This window comes from Klebsiella sp. CN_Kp091, from assembly GCF_040065095.1.
Taxonomy (GTDB): domain Bacteria; phylum Pseudomonadota; class Gammaproteobacteria; order Enterobacterales; family Enterobacteriaceae; genus Klebsiella; species Klebsiella aerogenes.
In genome coordinates this window covers 19,805-39,567 of the sequence record NZ_JBEAIO010000004.1, presented here as the reverse complement: position 1 = coordinate 39,567, position 19,763 = coordinate 19,805, and the positions used below count along the sequence as shown (strand labels likewise).

The following is a 19,763-nucleotide window of genomic DNA, read 5'->3' as shown; positions in this document are numbered from 1 at the left end:
CGGGTGCCGGAGGGGAAAGTTCATGCCGCATTATGCTGCGGCGTCTCGGTCAGGCGAAAACGAATTAACGCGCCAGCCACTGCTGCCCAAGCAGGTCAGCGGTAAGGATGGCGGCATAGACGCTATCCGCGGTGACCGGGAACGGCATATTGTGGATGGTTTCGCCTTCCGCGCAGGTGGCTTTCGCGACCGCGTGGATTTTGCTTTCGATACCCTCTTTCACGCCCATCTGCGCAAGGGTGATCGGCAGGCCGACTTTTTCACAGAAGCCCATCACGGTTTCGATCTCTTCCAGCGGGCTGTTTTGTAGTACCAGCTGCGCCAGGGTGCCGAAGGCGACTTTTTCGCCGTGATACAAATGGTGGCACTCTTCAAGAATGGTGAAACCGTTGTGAATCGCGTGCGCGCCGGCCAGGCCGCTGCTCTCAAAGCCGATACCGCTCAGATAGGTGTTGGCTTCGACAATGCGCTCCAGCGCATCGGTCACCACTCCAGCCTGAGCCGCCAGACGTGCTTTTTCGCCTTCCGCCAGCAGCGTATCATAGCACAGGCGCGCCAGGCTCAAGGCCGCCGCCGTGGACTGCCCGCCCGCCATGCTGGTGGCTCGCGCATCGAAGCAGGCCTTGGCTTCAAACCAGGTGGAGAGCGCATCGCCCATCCCGGCCACCAGCAAGCGTACCGGCGCTTTGGCGATAATCGCCGTGTCCATCACCACCATATCCGGGTTTTTCGGGTAGATCAGATACTCTTCAAACTCGCCCGCCTCGGTGTAGATAACCGACAGCGCGCTGGTCGGCGCATCGGTTGAGGCAATTGTCGGGATCACCACCACCGGCAGCTTCTGGTAATAGCCGATAGCCTTCGCGGTATCGAGGGTTTTCCCGCCGCCGATACCCACCACGCCGCGGCAGCCGTGCTGCTTAAGAATGGCGATCAGACGGTTGATTTCCGCATGGCTGCACTCGCCGTTAAACCGTTCCGCATGGCAGCTAATATTGTGGCTATGCAGGCCGTTCAATACTTTGTCGCCCGCCAGCTTCATCACGAAGTCATCGGCGATAACAAAAAAGCTGTCGGCCAGGTTTTTAGCGTATTCGCCAAACAGCATGGCGGCATCAGGTCCCTGGAGATATTTGGCTGGAGATTGAATAACTTTTAGCATTCCTTTCACCCTCAAATAAGTGCGTATGTTGACACGTGAGCCCAGGCCGTCATGCCGCGGCGCCTGATATCAATGGCGCTTACAGCCACGCTGCCGGAGCGATGCAACCACTGTAGGGCGAGCCACGGCGAAAAAAATTTTTCCCTTTTTTGTTCTCTTCTGAAACAGATAAAAAAATAATGCGTTTCACATTGAAACAATGTGACTGAGAAAGCGATGGGATTGCGATCGCGATCGGATCATTTTGGCAAAAAAGCCGCTATCGTCTCCCCTCTTTAACGCAGAAAATCGCCTCAATGCGGCACAATGGCGAAAAAAATCATCATTGTCCACGCTCTGATAGCAGAAAAAAACGGACAAATTATTAGCGCTGGCTCGCATTTCTGGTGTTTATCGGTGAATAACGTTCCATAAAGGAACAAAAATCATTTTCTACGTTCCGTTATGGAACCCATTTTGACGGCATTTTATTTTGCGCCCGCTCAGCCAGAATCACTACATCGCCGGGCTACCCTTATAGACAGGCGACCTCCCCCTACCCTACGGAGCATAAACAATGAAAAAACTGATTAACCGTGTGGAAGATGTACTGAGTGAACAGCTTATCGGCCTGGCGAAGGCGCATCCTGAATTGACGCTGCACCAGGACCCGGTCTATGTCACCCGCGCCGATGCGCCGGTCGCCGGCAAAGTGGCGCTGCTCTCCGGCGGTGGCAGCGGACACGAACCGATGCACTGCGGCTACATCGGCCAGGGCATGCTTTCCGGCGCCTGCCCGGGGGAAATTTTCACCTCGCCGACGCCGGACAAAATGTTCGAATGCGCGATGCAGATTGACGGCGGCGAAGGCGTCCTGCTGATTATCAAAAACTATACCGGCGACATCCTGAATTTTGAGACCGCTACCGAGCTGCTGCACGAAAGCGGCGTTAAGGTCACCACCGTCGTGGTGGATGACGACGTGGCGGTAAAAGATAGTCTCTATACCGCCGGACGCCGCGGCGTCGCCAATACCGTGCTGATTGAAAAACTGGTCGGCGCCGCCGCCGAACGCGGCGACTCGCTGGAAGCCTGCGCTGAACTGGGCCGCCGTTTAAATAACCTTGGCCACTCGATTGGCATCGCGCTGGGCGCCTGCACCGTACCGGCCGCCGGACAGCCCTCCTTTACCCTGAAAGACGATGAGATGGAGTTCGGCGTCGGCATCCATGGCGAGCCAGGTATCGACCGCCGCCGCTTCAGCTCGCTCGACCAAACCGTCGATGAAATGTTCGATACCCTGCTGGAAAACGGCGCATACAGCCGCACGCTGCGCCAGTGGGATAACGTCAAGGGAGCGTGGCAGGAAGTGAAACAGAGCAAAACCGCGCTGCAAAACGGCGATCGGGTTATCGCGCTGGTCAATAACCTCGGCGCCACCCCGCTTTCCGAACTATACGGCGTTTACAACCGCCTCGCCCAGCGCTGCGAAGCCTCCGGCATTGTGATTGAACGCAACCTCATCGGCAGCTACTGCACCTCGCTGGATATGGCGGGTTTCTCCATCACCCTGCTGAAAGCGGATGATGACACGCTGGCGTTATGGGACGCCCCGGTCCATACCCCGGCGCTGAACTGGGGAAAATAAGGAGCACGACATGTCACTGAACAGAACGCAAATCGTCGACTGGCTGTACCGCTGCGGCGACATTTTCACCAAACAGAGCGATTTTCTCACCGGCCTTGATAAAGAGATCGGTGATGCCGACCACGGCCTCAATATGCACCGCGGCTTCAGCAAAGTGGTCGAAAAGCTGCCGTCGATCGCCGATAAAGACATCGGTTTTATTCTCAAGAATACCGGGATGACGCTGCTTTCCAACGTCGGCGGCGCCAGCGGTCCGCTGTTCGGCACCTTCTTTATCCGCGCCGCCCAGGTCACCCAGGCGCATCAAAGCCTGACCCTCGACGAACTTTATCAGATGATCCGCGAAGGCGCGGACGGCGTCGTCAACCGTGGTAAAGCGGAGCCGGGCGATAAGACGATGTGCGACGTCTGGCTGCCGGTAGTGGAATCCCTGCGTCATTCCAGCGAGCAGCATTTGTCTATCCCTGCCGCGCTGGATGCCGCCTGTGAAGTGGCCGAGCGCGCCGCCCACGCCACCATCACCATGCAGGCGCGTAAAGGCCGCGCCAGCTATCTCGGCGAGCGCAGCATCGGGCATCAGGATCCCGGCGCGACCTCGGTGCTGTTTATGGTTCAGATGCTGGCTGCCGCCGCCAAAGAGTAAGGAAATCGCGATGGTAAACCTGGTTATTGTTTCTCATAGCGCCCGGCTGGGCGAAGGTGTCGGAGAACTGGCCCGGCAGATGTTAATGAACGATGGCTGTAAGCTTGCGATCGCCGCCGGGATCGACGATCCCGACAGCCCGATCGGCACCGATCCGATTAAAGTCATGGAGGCGATCGAGTCCGTCGCCGACACCGACCATGTACTGGTGATGATGGATATCGGCAGCGCCCTGCTCAGCGCCGAAACCGCCCTCGATCTACTCGATCCGGCGATGGCGGCAAAAGTGCGGCTGTGCGCCGCGCCGCTGGTCGAAGGGACGCTGGCGGCCACCGTCAGCGCCGCCTCCGGCGCCGGAATCGACAAAGTTATCGCCGATGCCATGAACGCCCTGGAAGCCAAGCGGGTTCAGCTGGGTTTACCTTCGCACACGCCTGACGCCGCCGCCCCAACGTTTGCTGACGACGGCGACGCTAAATCGGTTTCAGTCATTATTAACAATCACAACGGCCTGCACGTGCGTCCGGCATCAAAGCTGGTCGCCGCGCTGGCGGGTTTTAACGCCGACCTGGTACTGGAGAAAAACGGCAAATGCGTTACCCCGGACAGTCTGAATCAAATCGCTCTGCTGCAGGTGCGCCGCCACGATAAGCTGCGCCTGCTGGCTCGTGGTCCGGACGCCGATGCCGCGCTGGCGGCGTTTCAGGTGCTGGCCGCCGATAACTTCGGCGAGTCGCCGGAGGCGCAACCGACAACGGAACCCGCCATACCTGCGCGTGTTGAAGGCGCCGCCCTGCTTTATCCGCTGGCGGCGATCCAACCGGCGCTCCCCACCGCCGCCGACATCGCCCGCGAGCAGCAGCGCCTGCGCCAGGCGATCGACCAGACGCTGGCCGATCTCAATGCTCTCACCGAGCTGGCGGAAAACAAATTTAACGCCGATATCGCGGCGATCTTCGCCGGCCATCACACCTTGCTCGACGATGAAGATCTGTTTGATGCCGCCAACGATCGCCTGCTCACCGAACAGTGCTCGGCGGAATGGGCGTGGCATCAGGTGCTGATGGAGCTCAGCCAGCAGTATCGTCAGCTGGATGACGCCTACCTGCAGGCGCGCTATATCGATATCGAAGATATTCTGCAGCGCACGCTACGCCATCTGCAGGGTATTAAGGAAATACTGCCAACTCCCAGTGAGCCGACGATTATTATCGCCGACAATATTTATCCCTCGACCGTACTCCAACTGGATGCCAGCAAGATCACCGGCCTGTGCCTGCGCGACGGCAGCGAACAGGCCCACGGCGCGATTATCGCCCGCGCGGCGGGGATCGCCTGGCTATGCCAGCAGGGCGAAGCGCTGAATGATATTCAGCCTGGCGAAGCCATCGCGCTCGATATGCGTCAGCAACGTCTTATTCGTCGCTAAATCCACTTTGACCATTACCCCTCCGGAGGCCCGCCTCCGGAGGGTGAGTTTTCGCTTACTGATCAGGAACCACTATGTCTCAATTCTTTTTTAACCAGCGCGCCAGCCTCGTTAACGACGTTATCGAGGGAACCATTATTGCCAGCCCGTGGAACAACCTCGCCAGGCTGGAGAGCGACCCGGCGATCCGCGTGGTGGTGCGCCGCGATCTGAATAAAAACAACGTGGCGGTGATTTCCGGCGGCGGCTCCGGCCATGAACCGGCGCACGTCGGCTTTATTGGTAAAGGCATGCTGACCGCCGCGGTCTGCGGCGATCTGTTCGCCTCGCCGAGCGTCGACGCGGTACTCACCGCGATTCAGGCGGTGACCGGCGAGGCGGGCTGTCTGCTGATCGTTAAAAACTACACCGGCGATCGGCTTAACTTCGGCCTCGCGGCGGAGAAAGCGCGCCGTCTTGGCTACAACGTAGAGATGCTGATCGTCGGCGACGATATTTCGCTGCCGGATAACAAACAGCCGCGCGGCATCGCCGGGACCATTCTGGTGCATAAAGTGGCGGGTTATTTCGCCGAGCGCGGCTTCAACCTCGCCACCGTCCTGCGTGAAGCGCAATATGCCGCCAACCATACCGCCAGCATCGGGGTGGCGCTGGCCAGCTGTCACCTGCCGCAGGAAGCGGAAAGCGCGCCGCGCCATCAGCCCGGCCACGCCGAGCTGGGGATGGGCATCCACGGCGAGCCGGGAGCTTCGACGATCGCGACCCATAACAGCGCGGAAATCATGCAGATTATGGTAGAGAAGCTGACCGCCGCCCTACCCGAAACCGGCCGCCTGGCGGTGATGCTCAATAATCTCGGCGGCGTGTCGGTGGCCGAGATGGCGATTCTGACCCGCGAGCTGGCCAACACCCCACTCCATGCGCGCGTTGACTGGTTGATTGGCCCGGCTTCGCTGGTAACGGCGCTGGATATGAAAGGCTTCTCGCTGACCACTATCGTGCTGGAAGAGAGCATCGAAAAGGCGCTGCTGTCGGATGTCGAAACCGCCAGTTGGCAGAAGCCGGTGCAGCCGAGGGCCGTTAATATCATGCCGTCCGCGCTCGCCAGCGCACGCGTCGCCTTTACGCCATCGGCCAACCCGCAGGTGGGCGATTACGTGGCGCAGGTGACCAGCACGCTCTCCGGCCTCGAAACCCATCTCAACGCGCTGGACGCCAAAGTGGGCGACGGCGATACCGGCTCCACCTTCGCCGCCGGCGCGCGCGAGATTGCCGCTCTGCTGCAACGCCAGCAATTGCCGCTCAATGATTTACCCACGCTGTTCGCGCTAATCGGCGAACGCCTGACGGTGGTAATGGGCGGCTCCAGCGGCGTATTGATGTCGATTTTCTTCACCGCCGCCGGGCAGAAGCTGGAGCAAGGCGCCAGCGTGGCCGAAGCGCTGAATGCGGGTCTGAGGCAGATGAAATTTTACGGCGGCGCCGATGAGGGCGACCGGACGATGATTGATGCTCTACAGCCGGCGCTGGCGGCGCTGCTGGCCGAACCGGATAATCTGCAGGCCGCTTTCGCCGCGGCGCAGGCCGGCGCGGATCGCACCTGCCAGTCGAGCAAAGCCGGCGCCGGGCGTGCATCCTATCTCAATAGCGAGAGCCTGCTCGGCAATATGGACCCCGGCGCCCACGCGGTAGCGATGGTGTTTAAGGCGCTGGCTGAACGCTAAGCCTCACCCGGTAGCGTTGCGCTTACCGGGGCGACATAACATCACTGAAAGGTAGCCCGGATAAGGCGCAACGCGCCGCTATCCGGGTTTACCGTTCTATCTATTATTTGCTATGCCAGTACGCCTGCGAGCGCACCAGTTGCTGATCGATACTCGGCTCCTCAAAGCGCGCCAGCAGTGATTTCACCACTGCGCCTTCTCCGGTCAGCCAGATAAAATAATCGTCTGACGGCACCTTAACCTGTGCCAGACGCTCGGCAACGAACCCCGGGTTGTGGCCCACCACCCATTCGATATTAAAGCCGTCGAGATCCGCCAGATAATCTTTATACGAAGCATCCGCGACGGTGACGATGGCCGTCACCTGCGGCGTCACCGGCAGCTGACGTAATCCCAGCAGGCGACGGCGCAGCGCCGGCATGCCCGACTCGTCACAGACATAAAGCTGCCAGGCGTAATCTTCCGGCACCACCAGCGAACCGCGCGGCCCGCCGATCACCAGCTTATCGCCGACGTTGGCTTCCAGCGCCCAGCGGCTGGCAATACCGCCATCGTGGATATAAAAATCGTAAGCCAGCTCATGGCGTTCGGCATCGTACAGCGGCGTGTAGTCGCGGGTCGCCGGGCGCACGCCCTCGCCCCAGTTAATGCCTTCGTCGGTCACTTCCGGCGGCGTGAATACGCTGCCCGCCTGCGGGAAAAACAGTTTGGTGTGGTCGTCAAAACCTTGTGAAACAAAGCCATCCAGCGCCTCGCCCCCCAGCACGATCCGCTGGAACGCCTGGCCGATACGCTCAATGCGCAGCACGGTTAATTCGCGAAAACGTAGTTCGTTACGCACGCGCTGCGGGTATTTAGTTTGATTGATTATTGTCATCCGTCATCGCCTTGGTGAAGGGTAAATAGATATATCTAAACTCAGTGCAAATGATAATGATTGCCATTAATGAAAATGGCAAGTTTTTTTTGATATAAATTACAGGAAAGCTTCATCAAAGCTAAAAACAACAATAAACCAATTAATATCAAACAATTATAAATTATACATTGTCTTTTTTTACTATTTAGATATAAATTAGATATATCAAAAATATGCAGGAGAACTGATGCGACATCATCACGAAGAGGGCCACGGCGAACAGGGCCGTCGCGGCGGCGGACGCCGCCAGCGTTTCTTTGGCCACGGCGAATTGCGCCTGGTGATCCTCGATATCCTTTCGCGCAACGCCAGCCACGGCTATGAGCTGATTAAAGAGATTGAGGCGCTGACGCAGGGCAATTACAGCCCCAGCCCCGGCGTTATCTATCCGACGCTCGACCTGCTGCAGGATCAGGGATTGATTAGCGTAGAAGAGGAAAATGGGCGTAAAAAAATCGCTATCACCGAAGAGGGACGCCGCCTGTGCGCCGAAAGCGGCGCACAGTTAAGCCAAATTCAGACGCGCCTGCAGGAACGCATGGTCGGCTGCGAATTGCGCAAAAATCCGCAGATGAAACGCGCGCTGGAAAACTTTAAAGCGGTGCTGGACCTGAAGGTCAACCAGCAGAGCATCAACGACGCGCAGTTAAAACAGATTATCGGCGTGATTGACCGCGCGGCGATGGAAATTTCCCAGCTCGATTAACCTCTCGCACCACAATAGTTCCCAGGCTGCTCCATCACGCGGCAGCCTGCACCACCCCAATTCATATCGCTTCACACCCTAACGGCAGTTTATCTTGCGGCCTCAGGAATAAAACGTGCCAATAATTAAGTTATGAGATTAAATTTTGCACATTTGCGCCTTAACTTTGCGTTTATCCCGATTTTCATCGTCGCTGCCAGGCTGGCGTAATCCCTGCAATACTTAATTCAGTATCATGTGATACGCCCCCCCAGGAGCACATTTTGAACAGGTTACCTTCCAGCGCATCGGCTCTGGCCTGCAGCGCGCACGCACTGAATCTCATTGAGAAGCAATCGCTCTCCCATGATGAAATGAAAGCACTGAACCAGGAGGTAAGAGAATACTTTAAAGAACATGTGAACCCGGGGTTTCTGGAGTATAGAAAATCGGTCACAGCCGGCGGGGATTACGGAGCCGTAGAGTGGCAAGCGGGAGGGTTAAATACGCTTGTCGACACCCAGGGACAGGAGTTTATCGACTGCCTTGGTGGGTTTGGCATCTTCAATGTAGGGCACCGTAATCCAGTTGTGGTATCCGCCGTCGAAAATCAACTCGCGAAACAACCGCTTCACAGCCAGGAGCTGCTGGACCCGCTGCGGGCGATGCTGGCGAAAACGCTGGCGGCCTTAACGCCCGGTAAGCTCAAATACAGTTTCTTCTGCAACAGCGGCACGGAATCCGTGGAAGCGGCGCTGAAGCTGGCAAAAGCCTATCAGTCTCCGCGCGGCAAATTTACCTTCGTCGCCACCAGCGGCGCGTTCCACGGTAAATCGCTCGGCGCGCTGTCGGCCACCGCGAAATCGACCTTCCGTAAACCGTTTATGCCGCTACTGCCGGGCTTCCGTCACGTGCCGTTCGGCGATATTAACGCCATGCGTTCCATTCTGAGCGAATGCAAGAAAACCGGTGATGACGTCGCGGCGGTGATCCTTGAGCCTATCCAGGGCGAAGGCGGCGTGATCCTGCCGCCGACGGGTTACTTACCGGCGGTCCGTAAACTGTGCGACGAGTTTGGCGCGTTGCTGATCCTCGACGAGGTACAGACCGGCATGGGCCGCACCGGCAAAATGTTCGCCTGCGAGCATGAAAACGTGCAGCCGGATATTCTGTGTCTGGCTAAAGCGCTCGGCGGCGGCGTAATGCCGATCGGCGCGACGGTAGCGACGGAAGAGGTCTTCTCGGTGCTGTTCGATAACCCATTCCTGCACACCACCACATTCGGCGGCAACCCGCTGGCCTGCGCGGCGGCGCTGGCGACGATCAACGTCTTGCTCTCACAGAACCTGCCGGCGCAGGCTGAGCAGAAAGGCGATCTGTTGCTGGACGGCTTCCGTCAACTGGCGCGCGAATATCCGGATCTGGTGAATGAAGTCCGTGGCAAAGGCATGCTGATGGCCATTGAGTTTGTCGATAACGAGATTGGCTATAACTTTGCCAGCGAGATGTTCAGACAGCGGGTGCTGGTCGCCGGGACGTTAAACAACGCCAAGACGATCCGCGTTGAACCGCCGCTGACGCTCACCCTCGAGCAGTGCGAGCAGGTACTGAAGGCAGCGCGCAAGGCGCTGGCGGCACTGCGCGTTTCGGTCGAAGAGACATAATTCACACCCGACCCTCTCCCGTCGGGAGAGGGTATTTTCGCGTTATACCACCCGCACGCCCGCCGGCATGACGCGTTCCGGCGTCAACAGCACGCTTTCGCTTTCATCCTCGGTTTCCGCGCATAGCAGCATGCACTCAGATGTTTCGCCACGCATTTTGGCTTTCGCCAGATTACACAGCACCACCACCGTTTTCCCCAGCAGTTCCTCTTCGCTATAGTAGGGCACCAGGCTGGTGACCGTCTGCAGCGTGCGGTCGCCGACATCAATCCGCGCGATATACAGCTTGTCGGCATTGTCATGGCGTTTCACCTCGACAATCTTGCCGACGCGCATCTCCAGTTTGGCAAAATCAGCGTAAGCTACGGTATCCATCTCTCACCTCCAGTAAATTTTTACTAAAAGATAGCAATTTTTTGCCGTTCGTCTGCATAATGCTGATAATAATGCTACTTCTGTCACGCTATCGCCGGGGAAAACGGCCCTCGCGCGCTGGCGTTTTTTACTGAAATAAGGTGCAGGACGCGACGCTTGCTTTACAATAGATGAGCAAACATGGGCAACGTCCGATAAAGGAAAAAGATGGCAACGCTAAAAGACATTGCGACCGAAGCGGGTGTTTCGCTGGCGACGGTTTCCCGGGTGTTAAACGACGATCCCACCCTGAACGTAAAAGAAGAGACCAAGCATCGCATTCTCGAGATTGCGGAGAAGCTGGAGTATAAAAGCAGCAGCGCGCGTAAAACGCAGGTCCTTCCCGTCGGCCATCATCATATCCTGGCGCTGTACAGCTACCAGCAAGAGCTGGAAATTAACGACCCTTACTATCTCGCCATTCGCCACGGTATTGAAACACAGTGCGAAAAGCTCGCTATCGAACTCACCAACTGCTATCTCAATAACACCCTGCCAGAGCTGAAAAAGGTCACTGGCGTATTGATTATCGGCCAGCCGACGCGCGAGCTCCGCGAGACCGCCAGCGCGCTGACCGACAATATCTGCTTTATTGATTTCCACGAAGCCGGCAGCCCGTACGATGCGGTGGATATCGACCTGGTACGTATCGCTAAAGAGGTGGTCGACTTCTTTATCCAGCAGGGCGCGTCGCGTATTGGATTTATCGGCGGCCAGGACCAGCCCGGCAAGGCCGATATTCGCGAAGTGGCGTTTGTGGAGTACGGTCAGTTGAAGGGCGTGGTTTCAGCCGATGATATCTGGCGCGGCGGTTTTTCCAGTTCTTCCGGTTATGAGCTGGCGAAGCAGATGCTGGCGCAAACGGAGTTTCCGCGGGCGCTGTTTGTCGCCTCGGACTCCATCGCCATCGGCGTGCTGCGCGCCATTCACGAACGCGGGCTGGCGATCCCGGAAGATATTTCGCTGATTAGCGTCAACGATATCCCCACCGCGCGCTTTACCTTCCCGCCGCTGTCGACGGTGCGGATCCACTCCGAAATGATGGGCAGCCAGGGGGTGAACCTGCTGATCGAGAAGGCCCGCGATGGCCGCGCCCTGCCGCTTAACGTTTTTGTTCCCAGCGTGTTGAAGCTGCGCGGCACCACCCGTTAATCCAACCCCATCCCGGCGGCGCTGCGCTTGGCCGGGCTACCGGTCCTGGCCAGAATGCCATTCTGTAGGCCGAATAAGGCGCAGCCGCTACCCGCATCCTGTTACCCGGCGGCGCTACGCTTGGCCGGGCTACCAGTCCTGTCCAGAACATCATTCTGTAGGTCGGGTAAGGCGAAGCCGCCACCCGACACAAAAGCGGCTCCCTGCCCGCAGCCTGTTACCCAGCGGCGCTACGCTTAGCCGGCCTACCAGTCCTGTCCAGAACGTCATTCTGTAGGTCGGGTAAGGCGAAGCCGCCACCCGGCACAAAAGCGGCTCCATACCCGCATCCTGTTACCCGGCGGCGCTACGCCTGGCTACCGGTCCTGGCCGGAACGCCATTCTGTAGGTCGGGTAAGGCGAAGCCGCCACCCGACACAAAGCGGTTCATTTTGTGATCGAGTTAAAGTAAATCATCCCTGGCGATTTTATTTAGTAAAAGTTTTACTAAAATGAGTTTTATCTTATTAAGCCGTTCAGGGAGGCGATATGAATCGCTGGGAAAACCTTCAACTCACTCATGAAAACAGGCTGCCGCCGCGGGCGTATTTCTTCTCTTACGACTCACTGGCCCAGGCGCGGACCTTCGCCCGCGAAACCAGCAGCCGCTTCCTGTCCCTCAGCGGGCAGTGGAACTTCCGCTTCTTCACCAACCCGCTGCTGGTACCGGAGAGCTTTACCTCATGCTATCAGAACGAGTGGGGGCCGATTACCGTACCGGGCATGTGGCAGATGGAAGGCCATGGCCAGTTACAGTACACCGACGAAGGTTTCCCCTTCCCCATCGACGTGCCCTATGTCCCGACCGATAACCCGACCGGCGCCTACCAGCGCCTGTTCACCCTCGGCGACGGCTGGCAGGGCAAACAAACCATCATCAAATTCGATGGCGTCGAAACCTATTTCGAAGTTTACGTTAACGGCCAGTACATCGGCTTTAGCAAAGGCAGCCGCCTGACCGCCGAGTTCGATATCAGCGCGGTGGTGCAAACCGGCGACAACCTGCTGTGCGTGCGCGTGATGCAGTGGGCGGACTCCACCTATATTGAAGATCAGGACATGTGGTGGTCGGCAGGCATTTTCCGCGACGTCTATCTGGTGGGGAAAAATCCGCTGCACGTGCAGGATTTCACCGTGCGCACCGATTTTAACGATGACTACATCGACGCGACCCTTTCCTGCCAGCTGACGCTGGAAAACCTGGCTCCGCAGACGGCGGCGGCGACGCTGGAATATACCCTGTTCGACGGCGAAAAGGCGCTTTATTCGGGCAACGTTGGTCAACTGCAGGTCAGCCAGCAGCTGAACACCGGCTTCACGATTGATGTGAGCGCGCCGCAGCAGTGGTCGGCGGAAAGCCCGTATCTCTATCATCTGGTGCTGACGTTAAAGAACGCCGCCGGCGAGGTGCTGGAAATCATTCCGCAGCGCGTCGGTTTCCGCGATATCAAAGTGCGTGACGGCTTGTTCTACATCAACAACCGCTACGTAATGCTGCACGGCGTAAACCGCCACGATAACGACCATCTGAAAGGCCGCGCGGTCGGCATGGATCGCGTGGAAAAAGATCTGCTGTTGATGAAGCAGCACAACATCAACTCGGTGCGCACCGCTCACTATCCGAACGACCCGCGTTTCTATGAAATGTGCGACATTTATGGGTTGTTCGTGATGGCGGAAACCGATGTGGAATCCCACGGTTTCGCCAACGTCGGCAACCTCAGCGCCATCACCGACGATCCGGCCTGGGAACATATCTACGTTGAGCGCATCGTGCGCCACGTTCACGCACAGAAAAACCATCCGTCTATCATCATCTGGTCACTGGGTAATGAATCCGGCTACGGCTGCAACATCCGCGCTATGTACCACGCCACCAAAGCGCTGGATGATACCCGGCTGGTGCACTACGAAGAGGACCGCGATGCCGAAGTAGTGGATATTATCTCCACGATGTATACCCGCGTACCGCTGATGAACGAATTCGGCGAGCATCCGCATGAAAAACCACGCATTATTTGCGAATACGCCCATGCGATGGGCAACGGTCCCGGCGGATTAACTGAATATCAGAATGTTTTTTACCAGCACGACTGTATCCAGGGCCACTACGTGTGGGAATGGTGCGACCACGGGATTCAGGCCAGCGACGATAACGGCGCGGTGTGGTACAAATTCGGCGGCGATTATGGCGACTACCCGAACAACTACAACTTCTGTCTCGATGGTCTGATTTTCTCCGACCAGACGCCGGGGCCGGGCCTGCGCGAATACAAGCAGGTCATCGCCCCGGTAAAAGTACAGGCGCGGGATATCTGCCGCGGCGAATTGCGGGTGGAAAACAAACTGTGGTTCTCCACTCTCGATGACTACACCCTGCGCGTAGAAGTCCGCGCCGAGGGCGAAACGCTCTCCAGCCAGTTGCTGAAAGTGAAAGACCTGGCGCCGAACAGCGGCCGCGACCTGCAAATCGCCCTGCCGCAACTCGACGAGCGTGAAGCTTTCGTCAACATCATGGTGACCAAAGATTCGCGCACCCCGTATAGCGAAGCCAATCACGATATCGCCGTCTATCAGTTCCCGCTTAAGGCGCGGACCGCCGCGCGAACTCCGCTGTTAAACGCCAGCGCCACCCCGCTGCAGATTGCCGATGAACGCCTGAACTACACCATCAGCGGCCATAACTTCCGCGTGGTATTCAGCAAGGTCAGCGGCAAACTCAGTGAATGGCAGGTCAACGGCGTCGATCAGGTAACCCGCGAGCCGAAGATTAACTTCTTCAAGCCAATGATTGATAACCATACACAGGAATACGAAGGGCTGTGGCAGCCGGCCCACCTGCAGATAATGCAGGAGCATCTGCGCGAATTCAGCGCTGAAATAGAGGGCGAAACGGTGGTGATCACCACCCGCAGCGTGATTGCGCCGCCGGTGTTCGACTTCGGTATGCGCTGTACCTATCGCTGGCAGATTACCCCGCAGGGCCACATCAACGTTGAGCTGGCCGGCGAGCGCTACGGCGACTATCCACACATTGTCCCGTGCATCGGCTTTATGCTGGGCATTAACGGTGAGTTCGACCAGGTGAACTACTACGGCCGCGGGCCGGGCGAGAACTACGCCGACAGCCAGCAAAGCAACATCATTGATATCTGGCATACCACCGTCGACGATATGTTCGTCAATTATCCATTCCCGCAGAACAACGCTAATCGTCAGCACGTGCGCTGGGCATCGTTCAGCGACCGCCACGGCAGCGGTCTGCTGGTCGTTCCGCGCAATCCGCTCAACGTCAGCGCATGGCACTTTACGGCAGAAAACCTGCACGCCGCCCAGCACTGCAACGAACTGCAGCGCAGCGATGACATCACCCTGAATATCGATGCACAACTGCTCGGCCTCGGCTCCAACTCCTGGGGCAGTGAAGTGCTGGATAGCTGGCGCGTCTGGCTCAACACCTTTAACTATGGCTTTACGCTGCTGCCGCTGGAGGGCGGATGCGGCACCTCGCAGGTACTGGCGAACCATAGCTTCGGCGCCGGTTTCTTTTCCCCCGTTGCACACAGCGAGGCTGAACAATGAGAATTCTCGATAATTTAGAACAGTTTAAGCAGGTTTATCATAGCGGCCGCAAATGGCAGCGCTGCGTGGAAGCCATCAATAACATCGACAACATCCGCCCGGGCGTGGCGCATTCCATTGGCGATTCGCTCTCCTATCGGGTGGAAACCGATAGTACGACCGATGCGCTATTTGTCGGCAACCGCCGCTACTTTGAGGTGCACTATTACCTGCAAGGGCAGCAGAAAATCGAGTTTGCCACCAAAGAAAATCTGCAAACCGTCGCCTGCTACCGCGACGAAACCGATCGCGAATACCTGAAAGGGATCGGTGAAACGGTGAAGGTTCACGAAGGGCAGATGGTGATTTGCGATATCGACGAAGCCTACCGCTTTATCTGCGATGCGCCGGTAAAAAAAGTGGTGCTGCGAGTCACGGTTGAAGACGGATACTTCCTCAATAAGTAAACCCGCGTTAAGCGACAAGGGAGGTCAACGGGTACGCCCGTTGGCCTTTCGGTTCCAGCCCGCTAAAGCGGGTAGATGAATGATTGGAGGACGTATGTCCGAGTCTGTACGTGCCAAAATCGGCAAGTTCGCGCTGCTATCGATGGCCTTTACCGCCGTCTTTAACGTGCGAAATATCGTCAATAATAACATCGAGTTAGGTCTCAGTTCCGCGCCTATCTTCTTATTCGCCACTATCGTTTACTTTATCCCGTTCGTGTTTATCATCGCCGAATTCGTCTCGGCCAATAAACACTCCGAATCCGGGATGTACGCGTGGCTGAAGCAGCCGCTGGGTACCCGCGCCGCCTATCTTGGTTCCTTCCTCTACTGGTTTGTGAACCTGTTCTTTTTCCTCTCGCTGTTGCCGAACGTAGTGGCCTACGCCTCATACGCGATCACCGGTTACGCGATCCCCTTCTCGCCGATGGTGACCTCGCTTATCTCCATCGTGCTGTTCGCCATGGCCACCCATATATCCACCAAAGGGGCGACCTGGCTGGGTAAAATTTCCGAATGCGTGGCCTACGGCGTGTTCGCTTTGTTCGCGATTTACGTCGTCGGCGCGCTGACCGCACTGGGTTCCGGTCACGTCCCGGCGCAGCCGATTACCCTGGCGGCGATGGAGCCGACCATCAACTGGGCGACGCTCGGTATCATGTGCTGGATTTTCCAGGCCGCGGGCGGCGCGGAAACCGTTGCCGCCTACCTCAACGACACCAAGGGCGGGCAGAAATCCTTTATTAAAGTCATCATCACCGCCGGGGTGCTGATTGGCGGCATGTACGCCTTAGGTTCGCTGCTGGTTAACGTCTTTGTCGCCCGTGAAAACCTGACCTACGCTGGCGGAATGGTGGAAATCTTTACCGGTCTCGGCGCCTACTTCCACATTTCTGAAGCGCTGATGGGCCGCTTCGTCGGCATCATTCTGTTTATCGCCATCTTCGGCAGCATGATGATGTGGACCGCCGCGCCGGTCAAAATCCACTTCTCGGAAATCCCGAAAGGTATCTACGGCCAGAAAACCACCGAGCTAAACGCTCACGGCGTGCCGGTACGCGCCGCCTGGTGGCAGTTCCTGTTCGTCTTCCTGATGCTGATTGTTAACGGCTTCGGTTCCGCCAGCGTGCAGCAGATGATGAACACCGCCATTAATCTCACCGCCGGTACCGCCATGCTGCCGCCGCTGTTCATCATGGCCGCCTACTTCGTCTTCCGCTGGAAACACGATGACACGCCGCGCGACTTCCGTATGGGCTCAAGAAAAGTGGGCATGAGCGTGGTATCGATGCTGATAGTGATTTTCGTGGTTAGCATGACCGCTTCCGCCTTCCCGCCGGGCGTCGATCTGGTTAACGCTTTCTTTATCAACGTCTTTATGACCGCGGTCTTCTCCGGCCTGGCGTGGTGGTGGATCACCCGCTTTGAAAAAAAGCAGCAACGTCTGCGCGCCGCGGCGCCGGTTAACGCTGCCGCCGCCGGTAAATAACGTTCCTGTCGTCCCGTCAGCCCCTCGTCGGCTGGCGGGATTTTTTTATCCCTCGCCTGATTACGTATTACTCAACCTTTTTCGTGATCGAGTTAAAGCTATTCGGTTTCTTTACTTCTATTTACTAAAAGTTTTACTAAAATCGACATTAATTCTTAACTACCTCTACCCTACAAACAACACAACCCCCTTCAGCGACCCTCTGAAGGACAATGTGTGGAGATGTGTTATGTCTGATACTAAACGTAATACCATCGGCAAGTTCGGCCTGTTATCGCTGACCTTTGCCGCCGTTTACAGTTTCAATAACGTCATCAACAACAATATCGAACTGGGGCTGGCGTCGGCGCCGATGTTCTTCCTCGCTACCCTGTTCTACTTCATTCCGTTTTGCCTGATTATCGCCGAGTTCGTGTCACTGAATAAAAACTCCGAGGCCGGGGTTTACGCCTGGGTGAAGAGTTCGCTCGGCGGCCGTTGGGCGTTTATCACCGCCTATACCTACTGGTTCGTAAACCTGTTTTTCTTCACCTCGCTGCTGCCGCGCGTGATCGCCTATGCCTCTTACGCCTTCCTCGGCTACGAATACATTCTGACGCCGTTTGCCACCACCGTGCTGAGCATGGCGCTGTTCGCTTTCTCCACCTGGATCTCCACCAACGGCGCGAAAATGCTGGGGCCTATCACCTCCGTTACCTCATCGCTGATGCTGCTGCTGACGCTCTCCTATATTTTGCTGGCCGGTACCGCGCTGGTGGGCGGCGTACAGCCAGCGGATCCGATCACCGTCGAGGCGATGATCCCTGACTTCAACTGGGCGTTCCTTGGTATTACCACGTGGATCTTTATGGCGGCGGGCGGCGCGGAATCGGTGGCGGTGTACGTCAACGATGTGAAAGGCGGCTCTAAATCCTTCGTCAAAGTGATCATTCTTGCCGGGATCTTCATCGGCGTGCTGTACTCGATCTCCTCCGTACTGATCAACGTCTTCGTCAGCAGCAAAGAGCTGAAGTTTACCGGCGGATCGGTGCAGGTGTTCCACGGCCTGGCGGCTTATTTTGGCCTGCCGGAAATTCTGATGAACCGCTTCGTCGGCCTCGTTTCGTTTACCGCGATGTTTGGCTCGCTGCTGATGTGGACCGCCACCCCGGTTAAAATCTTCTTCTCGGAAATCCCCTCCGGCATCTTTGGTAAAAAGACCGTCGAGCTTAATGAGAACGGTGTCCCGGCACGCGCTGCCTGGATCCAGTATCTGATCGTCATTCCGCTGATGATCATCCCGACGTTGGGATCCAACACCGTGCAGGATCTGATGAACACCATCATCAACATGACCGCCGCCGCTTCCATGCTGCCGCCGCTGTTCATCATGCTGGCCTACCTCAACCTGCGCCGCAAGCTCGACCATCTGCCGCGCGATTTTCGCATGGGCTCGCGTACTACCGGCATCGTGGTGGTATCCATGCTGATTGTGATTTTCGCCATCGGTTTCGTCGCCTCAACCTTCCCAACCGGTGGCAACATCCTGACCATCATTTTCTACAACGTCGGCGGGATCGTGATTTTCCTTGGCTTCGCGTGGTGGAAATACAGCAAATACGTCAAAGGATTAACCCAGGAACAACAACAAATAGAAGCGGCTCCGGCTTCCCATACCTCTTAAAAACCTTAAAAAATGAAAACTAACCCTTACTTATACGGGGCACTCGTTGCCCTGGCTTTTTGCGCCCCTGCGGCGGCCGCTGAGACCGTCCATCCGGCCGAGCACGACGATACCAAAACGCCGGAATTAACCACCACCTCCTACCGCTTTTACGGCGAATTGGGGGTTGGCGGTTACATGGATTTAGAAGGCGAGGATAAACATAAATACAGCGATGGCACCTATATCGAGGGCGGGCTGGAGGTCAAAAACGGCCACTGGTTCGGGCTGATCTACGGCGAAGCCTGGACGGTACAGGCCGATAGCCAGGGCAATGCCTGGACGCCCGGCCACAGCTGGGGCGGCGTGGAAGGCGGCCTTAACCGCCTCTATGGCGGCTATAAAACCGATAACAACACCGAGATCATGCTCAGCCTGCGCCAGGACTCGTCGCTGGACGACCTGCAGTGGTGGGGCGACTTTACCCCCGATCTGGGTTATGTGATCCCCAATACCCGCGACATCATGTACGCGCTGAAGGTACAAAACCGCAGCGGCGATTTCCGCTATAGCGTCACCGCCACGCCGGCCGGGCATCACGATGAAAGCAAGGCCTGGCTGCACTTCGGCAAATATGATCGCTATGACGATAAGTACACCTACCCGGCAATGGTCAACGGCTACGTGCAGTACGACATCGTCAAAGATGTCACCTGGATGAACGGCCTTGAAGTGACCGACGGCACCGGACAGCTATTCCTGACCGGCGTTCTGTCGCCCAATCTGGCCTTCCGCGCCTGGCACCATACCGGCCGCGCCAAAGGGCTGGATGTTCCCGGCAGTGAAACCGGCTTTATGGCCAGCGCCATGTATGAAGCCTTAAGCGGGCTCTACTTCTCCACCGCATACAGCTACGCCAAACACCGCCCGGACCACGCCGCTGATGAAACCACCGCATTTATGCAATTTGGCATCTGGTACGAATACGGCGGCGGGCGTTTCGCCACCGCCGCCGACAGCCGTTTCTATACCAGCAACGCCAGCGGCGACCCGAGCGACAAAATTTTCCTGATGCAATACTTCTACTGGTAACAAGGAGCCGAGATA

General features: G+C 57.2%; 15 protein-coding genes. 12 read left to right on the top strand and 3 right to left on the bottom strand.

The genetic code is table 11. The annotated features are described in order from the left end of the window. Positions 1-64: 64 nt before the first annotated feature. Positions 65-1,162 carry a glycerol dehydrogenase gene (locus ABLV17_RS03530; RefSeq protein ID WP_007372182.1) on the bottom strand — a complete coding sequence of 366 codons (1,098 nt, stop codon included), beginning with the start codon at positions 1,160-1,162 and terminating at the stop codon, positions 65-67. A 556-nt stretch (positions 1,163-1,718) separates the two neighbouring features. On the opposite strand from ABLV17_RS03530, the gene dhaK reads away from it, so the two are divergent. From dhaK to ABLV17_RS03510, 4 genes are all read left to right on the top strand, one after another. Beyond that, on the top strand, positions 1,719-2,789 hold the full coding sequence (gene dhaK, locus ABLV17_RS03525; RefSeq protein WP_020077889.1) for a dihydroxyacetone kinase subunit DhaK: 1,071 nt from the start codon (positions 1,719-1,721) through the stop codon (positions 2,787-2,789). A 10-nt stretch (positions 2,790-2,799) separates the two neighbouring features. Then, positions 2,800-3,432, top strand: a complete 633-nt coding sequence (gene dhaL, locus ABLV17_RS03520; RefSeq protein ID WP_007372179.1) for a dihydroxyacetone kinase subunit DhaL — start codon at positions 2,800-2,802, stop codon at positions 3,430-3,432. Between the two features lie 10 nt (positions 3,433-3,442). Next, a complete protein-coding gene (gene dhaM, locus ABLV17_RS03515) occupies positions 3,443-4,861 on the top strand; it encodes a dihydroxyacetone kinase phosphoryl donor subunit DhaM (RefSeq protein WP_271032085.1) in 1,419 nt (472 codons plus the stop codon). A 74-nt stretch (positions 4,862-4,935) separates the two neighbouring features. Beyond that, the gene (locus ABLV17_RS03510) at positions 4,936-6,585 is read left to right on the top strand and encodes a glycerone kinase (RefSeq protein WP_308958056.1); all 1,650 of its coding nucleotides are present in this window, start codon (positions 4,936-4,938) and stop codon (positions 6,583-6,585) included. Positions 6,586-6,688: 103 nt separating this feature from the next. On the opposite strand, the gene ABLV17_RS03505 is transcribed toward ABLV17_RS03510, so the two are convergent. Continuing rightward, the gene (locus tag ABLV17_RS03505) at positions 6,689-7,462 is read right to left on the bottom strand and encodes a siderophore-interacting protein (RefSeq protein ID WP_308958055.1); all 774 of its coding nucleotides are present in this window, start codon (positions 7,460-7,462) and stop codon (positions 6,689-6,691) included. A 229-nt stretch (positions 7,463-7,691) separates the two neighbouring features. On the opposite strand from ABLV17_RS03505, the gene ABLV17_RS03500 reads away from it, so the two are divergent. Together ABLV17_RS03500 and ygjG are read left to right on the top strand one after the other, a co-directional pair. Continuing rightward, positions 7,692-8,210 (top strand): PadR family transcriptional regulator, encoded by a 519-nt coding sequence (locus ABLV17_RS03500; protein ID WP_271032082.1) that lies wholly within the window; start codon positions 7,692-7,694, stop codon positions 8,208-8,210. 263 nt (positions 8,211-8,473) lie between these two features. Next, on the top strand, positions 8,474-9,853 hold the full coding sequence (gene ygjG / locus ABLV17_RS03495) for a putrescine aminotransferase (protein WP_113373108.1): 1,380 nt from the start codon (positions 8,474-8,476) through the stop codon (positions 9,851-9,853). Between the two features lie 42 nt (positions 9,854-9,895). Here ygjG and ABLV17_RS03490 read toward each other — a convergent pair whose 3' ends face one another. Next, entirely contained in the window at positions 9,896-10,228 is a 333-nt protein-coding gene (locus ABLV17_RS03490) for a tRNA-binding protein (RefSeq protein WP_015369597.1), read from the bottom strand. Positions 10,229-10,435: 207 nt separating this feature from the next. Between ABLV17_RS03490 and ebgR the strand changes: the two genes are divergently transcribed. The 6 genes from ebgR (at position 10,436) to ygjJ (ending at position 19,748) form a co-directional block, all read left to right on the top strand. Further along, positions 10,436-11,419 (top strand): transcriptional regulator EbgR, encoded by a 984-nt coding sequence (gene ebgR / locus ABLV17_RS03485; RefSeq protein ID WP_113373109.1) that lies wholly within the window; start codon positions 10,436-10,438, stop codon positions 11,417-11,419. A gap of 528 nt (positions 11,420-11,947) precedes the next feature. Continuing rightward, positions 11,948-15,040 carry a beta-galactosidase subunit alpha gene (gene ebgA, locus ABLV17_RS03480; RefSeq protein ID WP_308958054.1) on the top strand — a complete coding sequence of 1,031 codons (3,093 nt, stop codon included), beginning with the start codon at positions 11,948-11,950 and terminating at the stop codon, positions 15,038-15,040. Continuing rightward, complete coding sequence (locus ABLV17_RS03475; protein WP_271032080.1) at positions 15,037-15,486, top strand: beta-galactosidase subunit beta; 450 nt, start codon at positions 15,037-15,039, stop codon at positions 15,484-15,486. The genes ebgA and ABLV17_RS03475 overlap by 4 nt, the downstream gene beginning before the upstream one ends. 94 nt (positions 15,487-15,580) lie before the next feature. Further along, entirely contained in the window at positions 15,581-17,014 is a 1,434-nt protein-coding gene (locus ABLV17_RS03470; RefSeq protein WP_009485171.1) for an amino acid permease, read from the top strand. A gap of 229 nt (positions 17,015-17,243) precedes the next feature. Further along, a complete protein-coding gene (locus tag ABLV17_RS03465) occupies positions 17,244-18,677 on the top strand; it encodes an amino acid permease (RefSeq protein WP_308958053.1) in 1,434 nt (477 codons plus the stop codon). A 12-nt stretch (positions 18,678-18,689) separates the two neighbouring features. After that, positions 18,690-19,748, top strand: coding sequence for a protein YgjJ (ygjJ, locus tag ABLV17_RS03460; protein ID WP_045392273.1), 1,059 nt, complete (start codon positions 18,690-18,692; stop codon positions 19,746-19,748). The last annotated feature ends 15 nt before the right edge of the window (positions 19,749-19,763 follow it).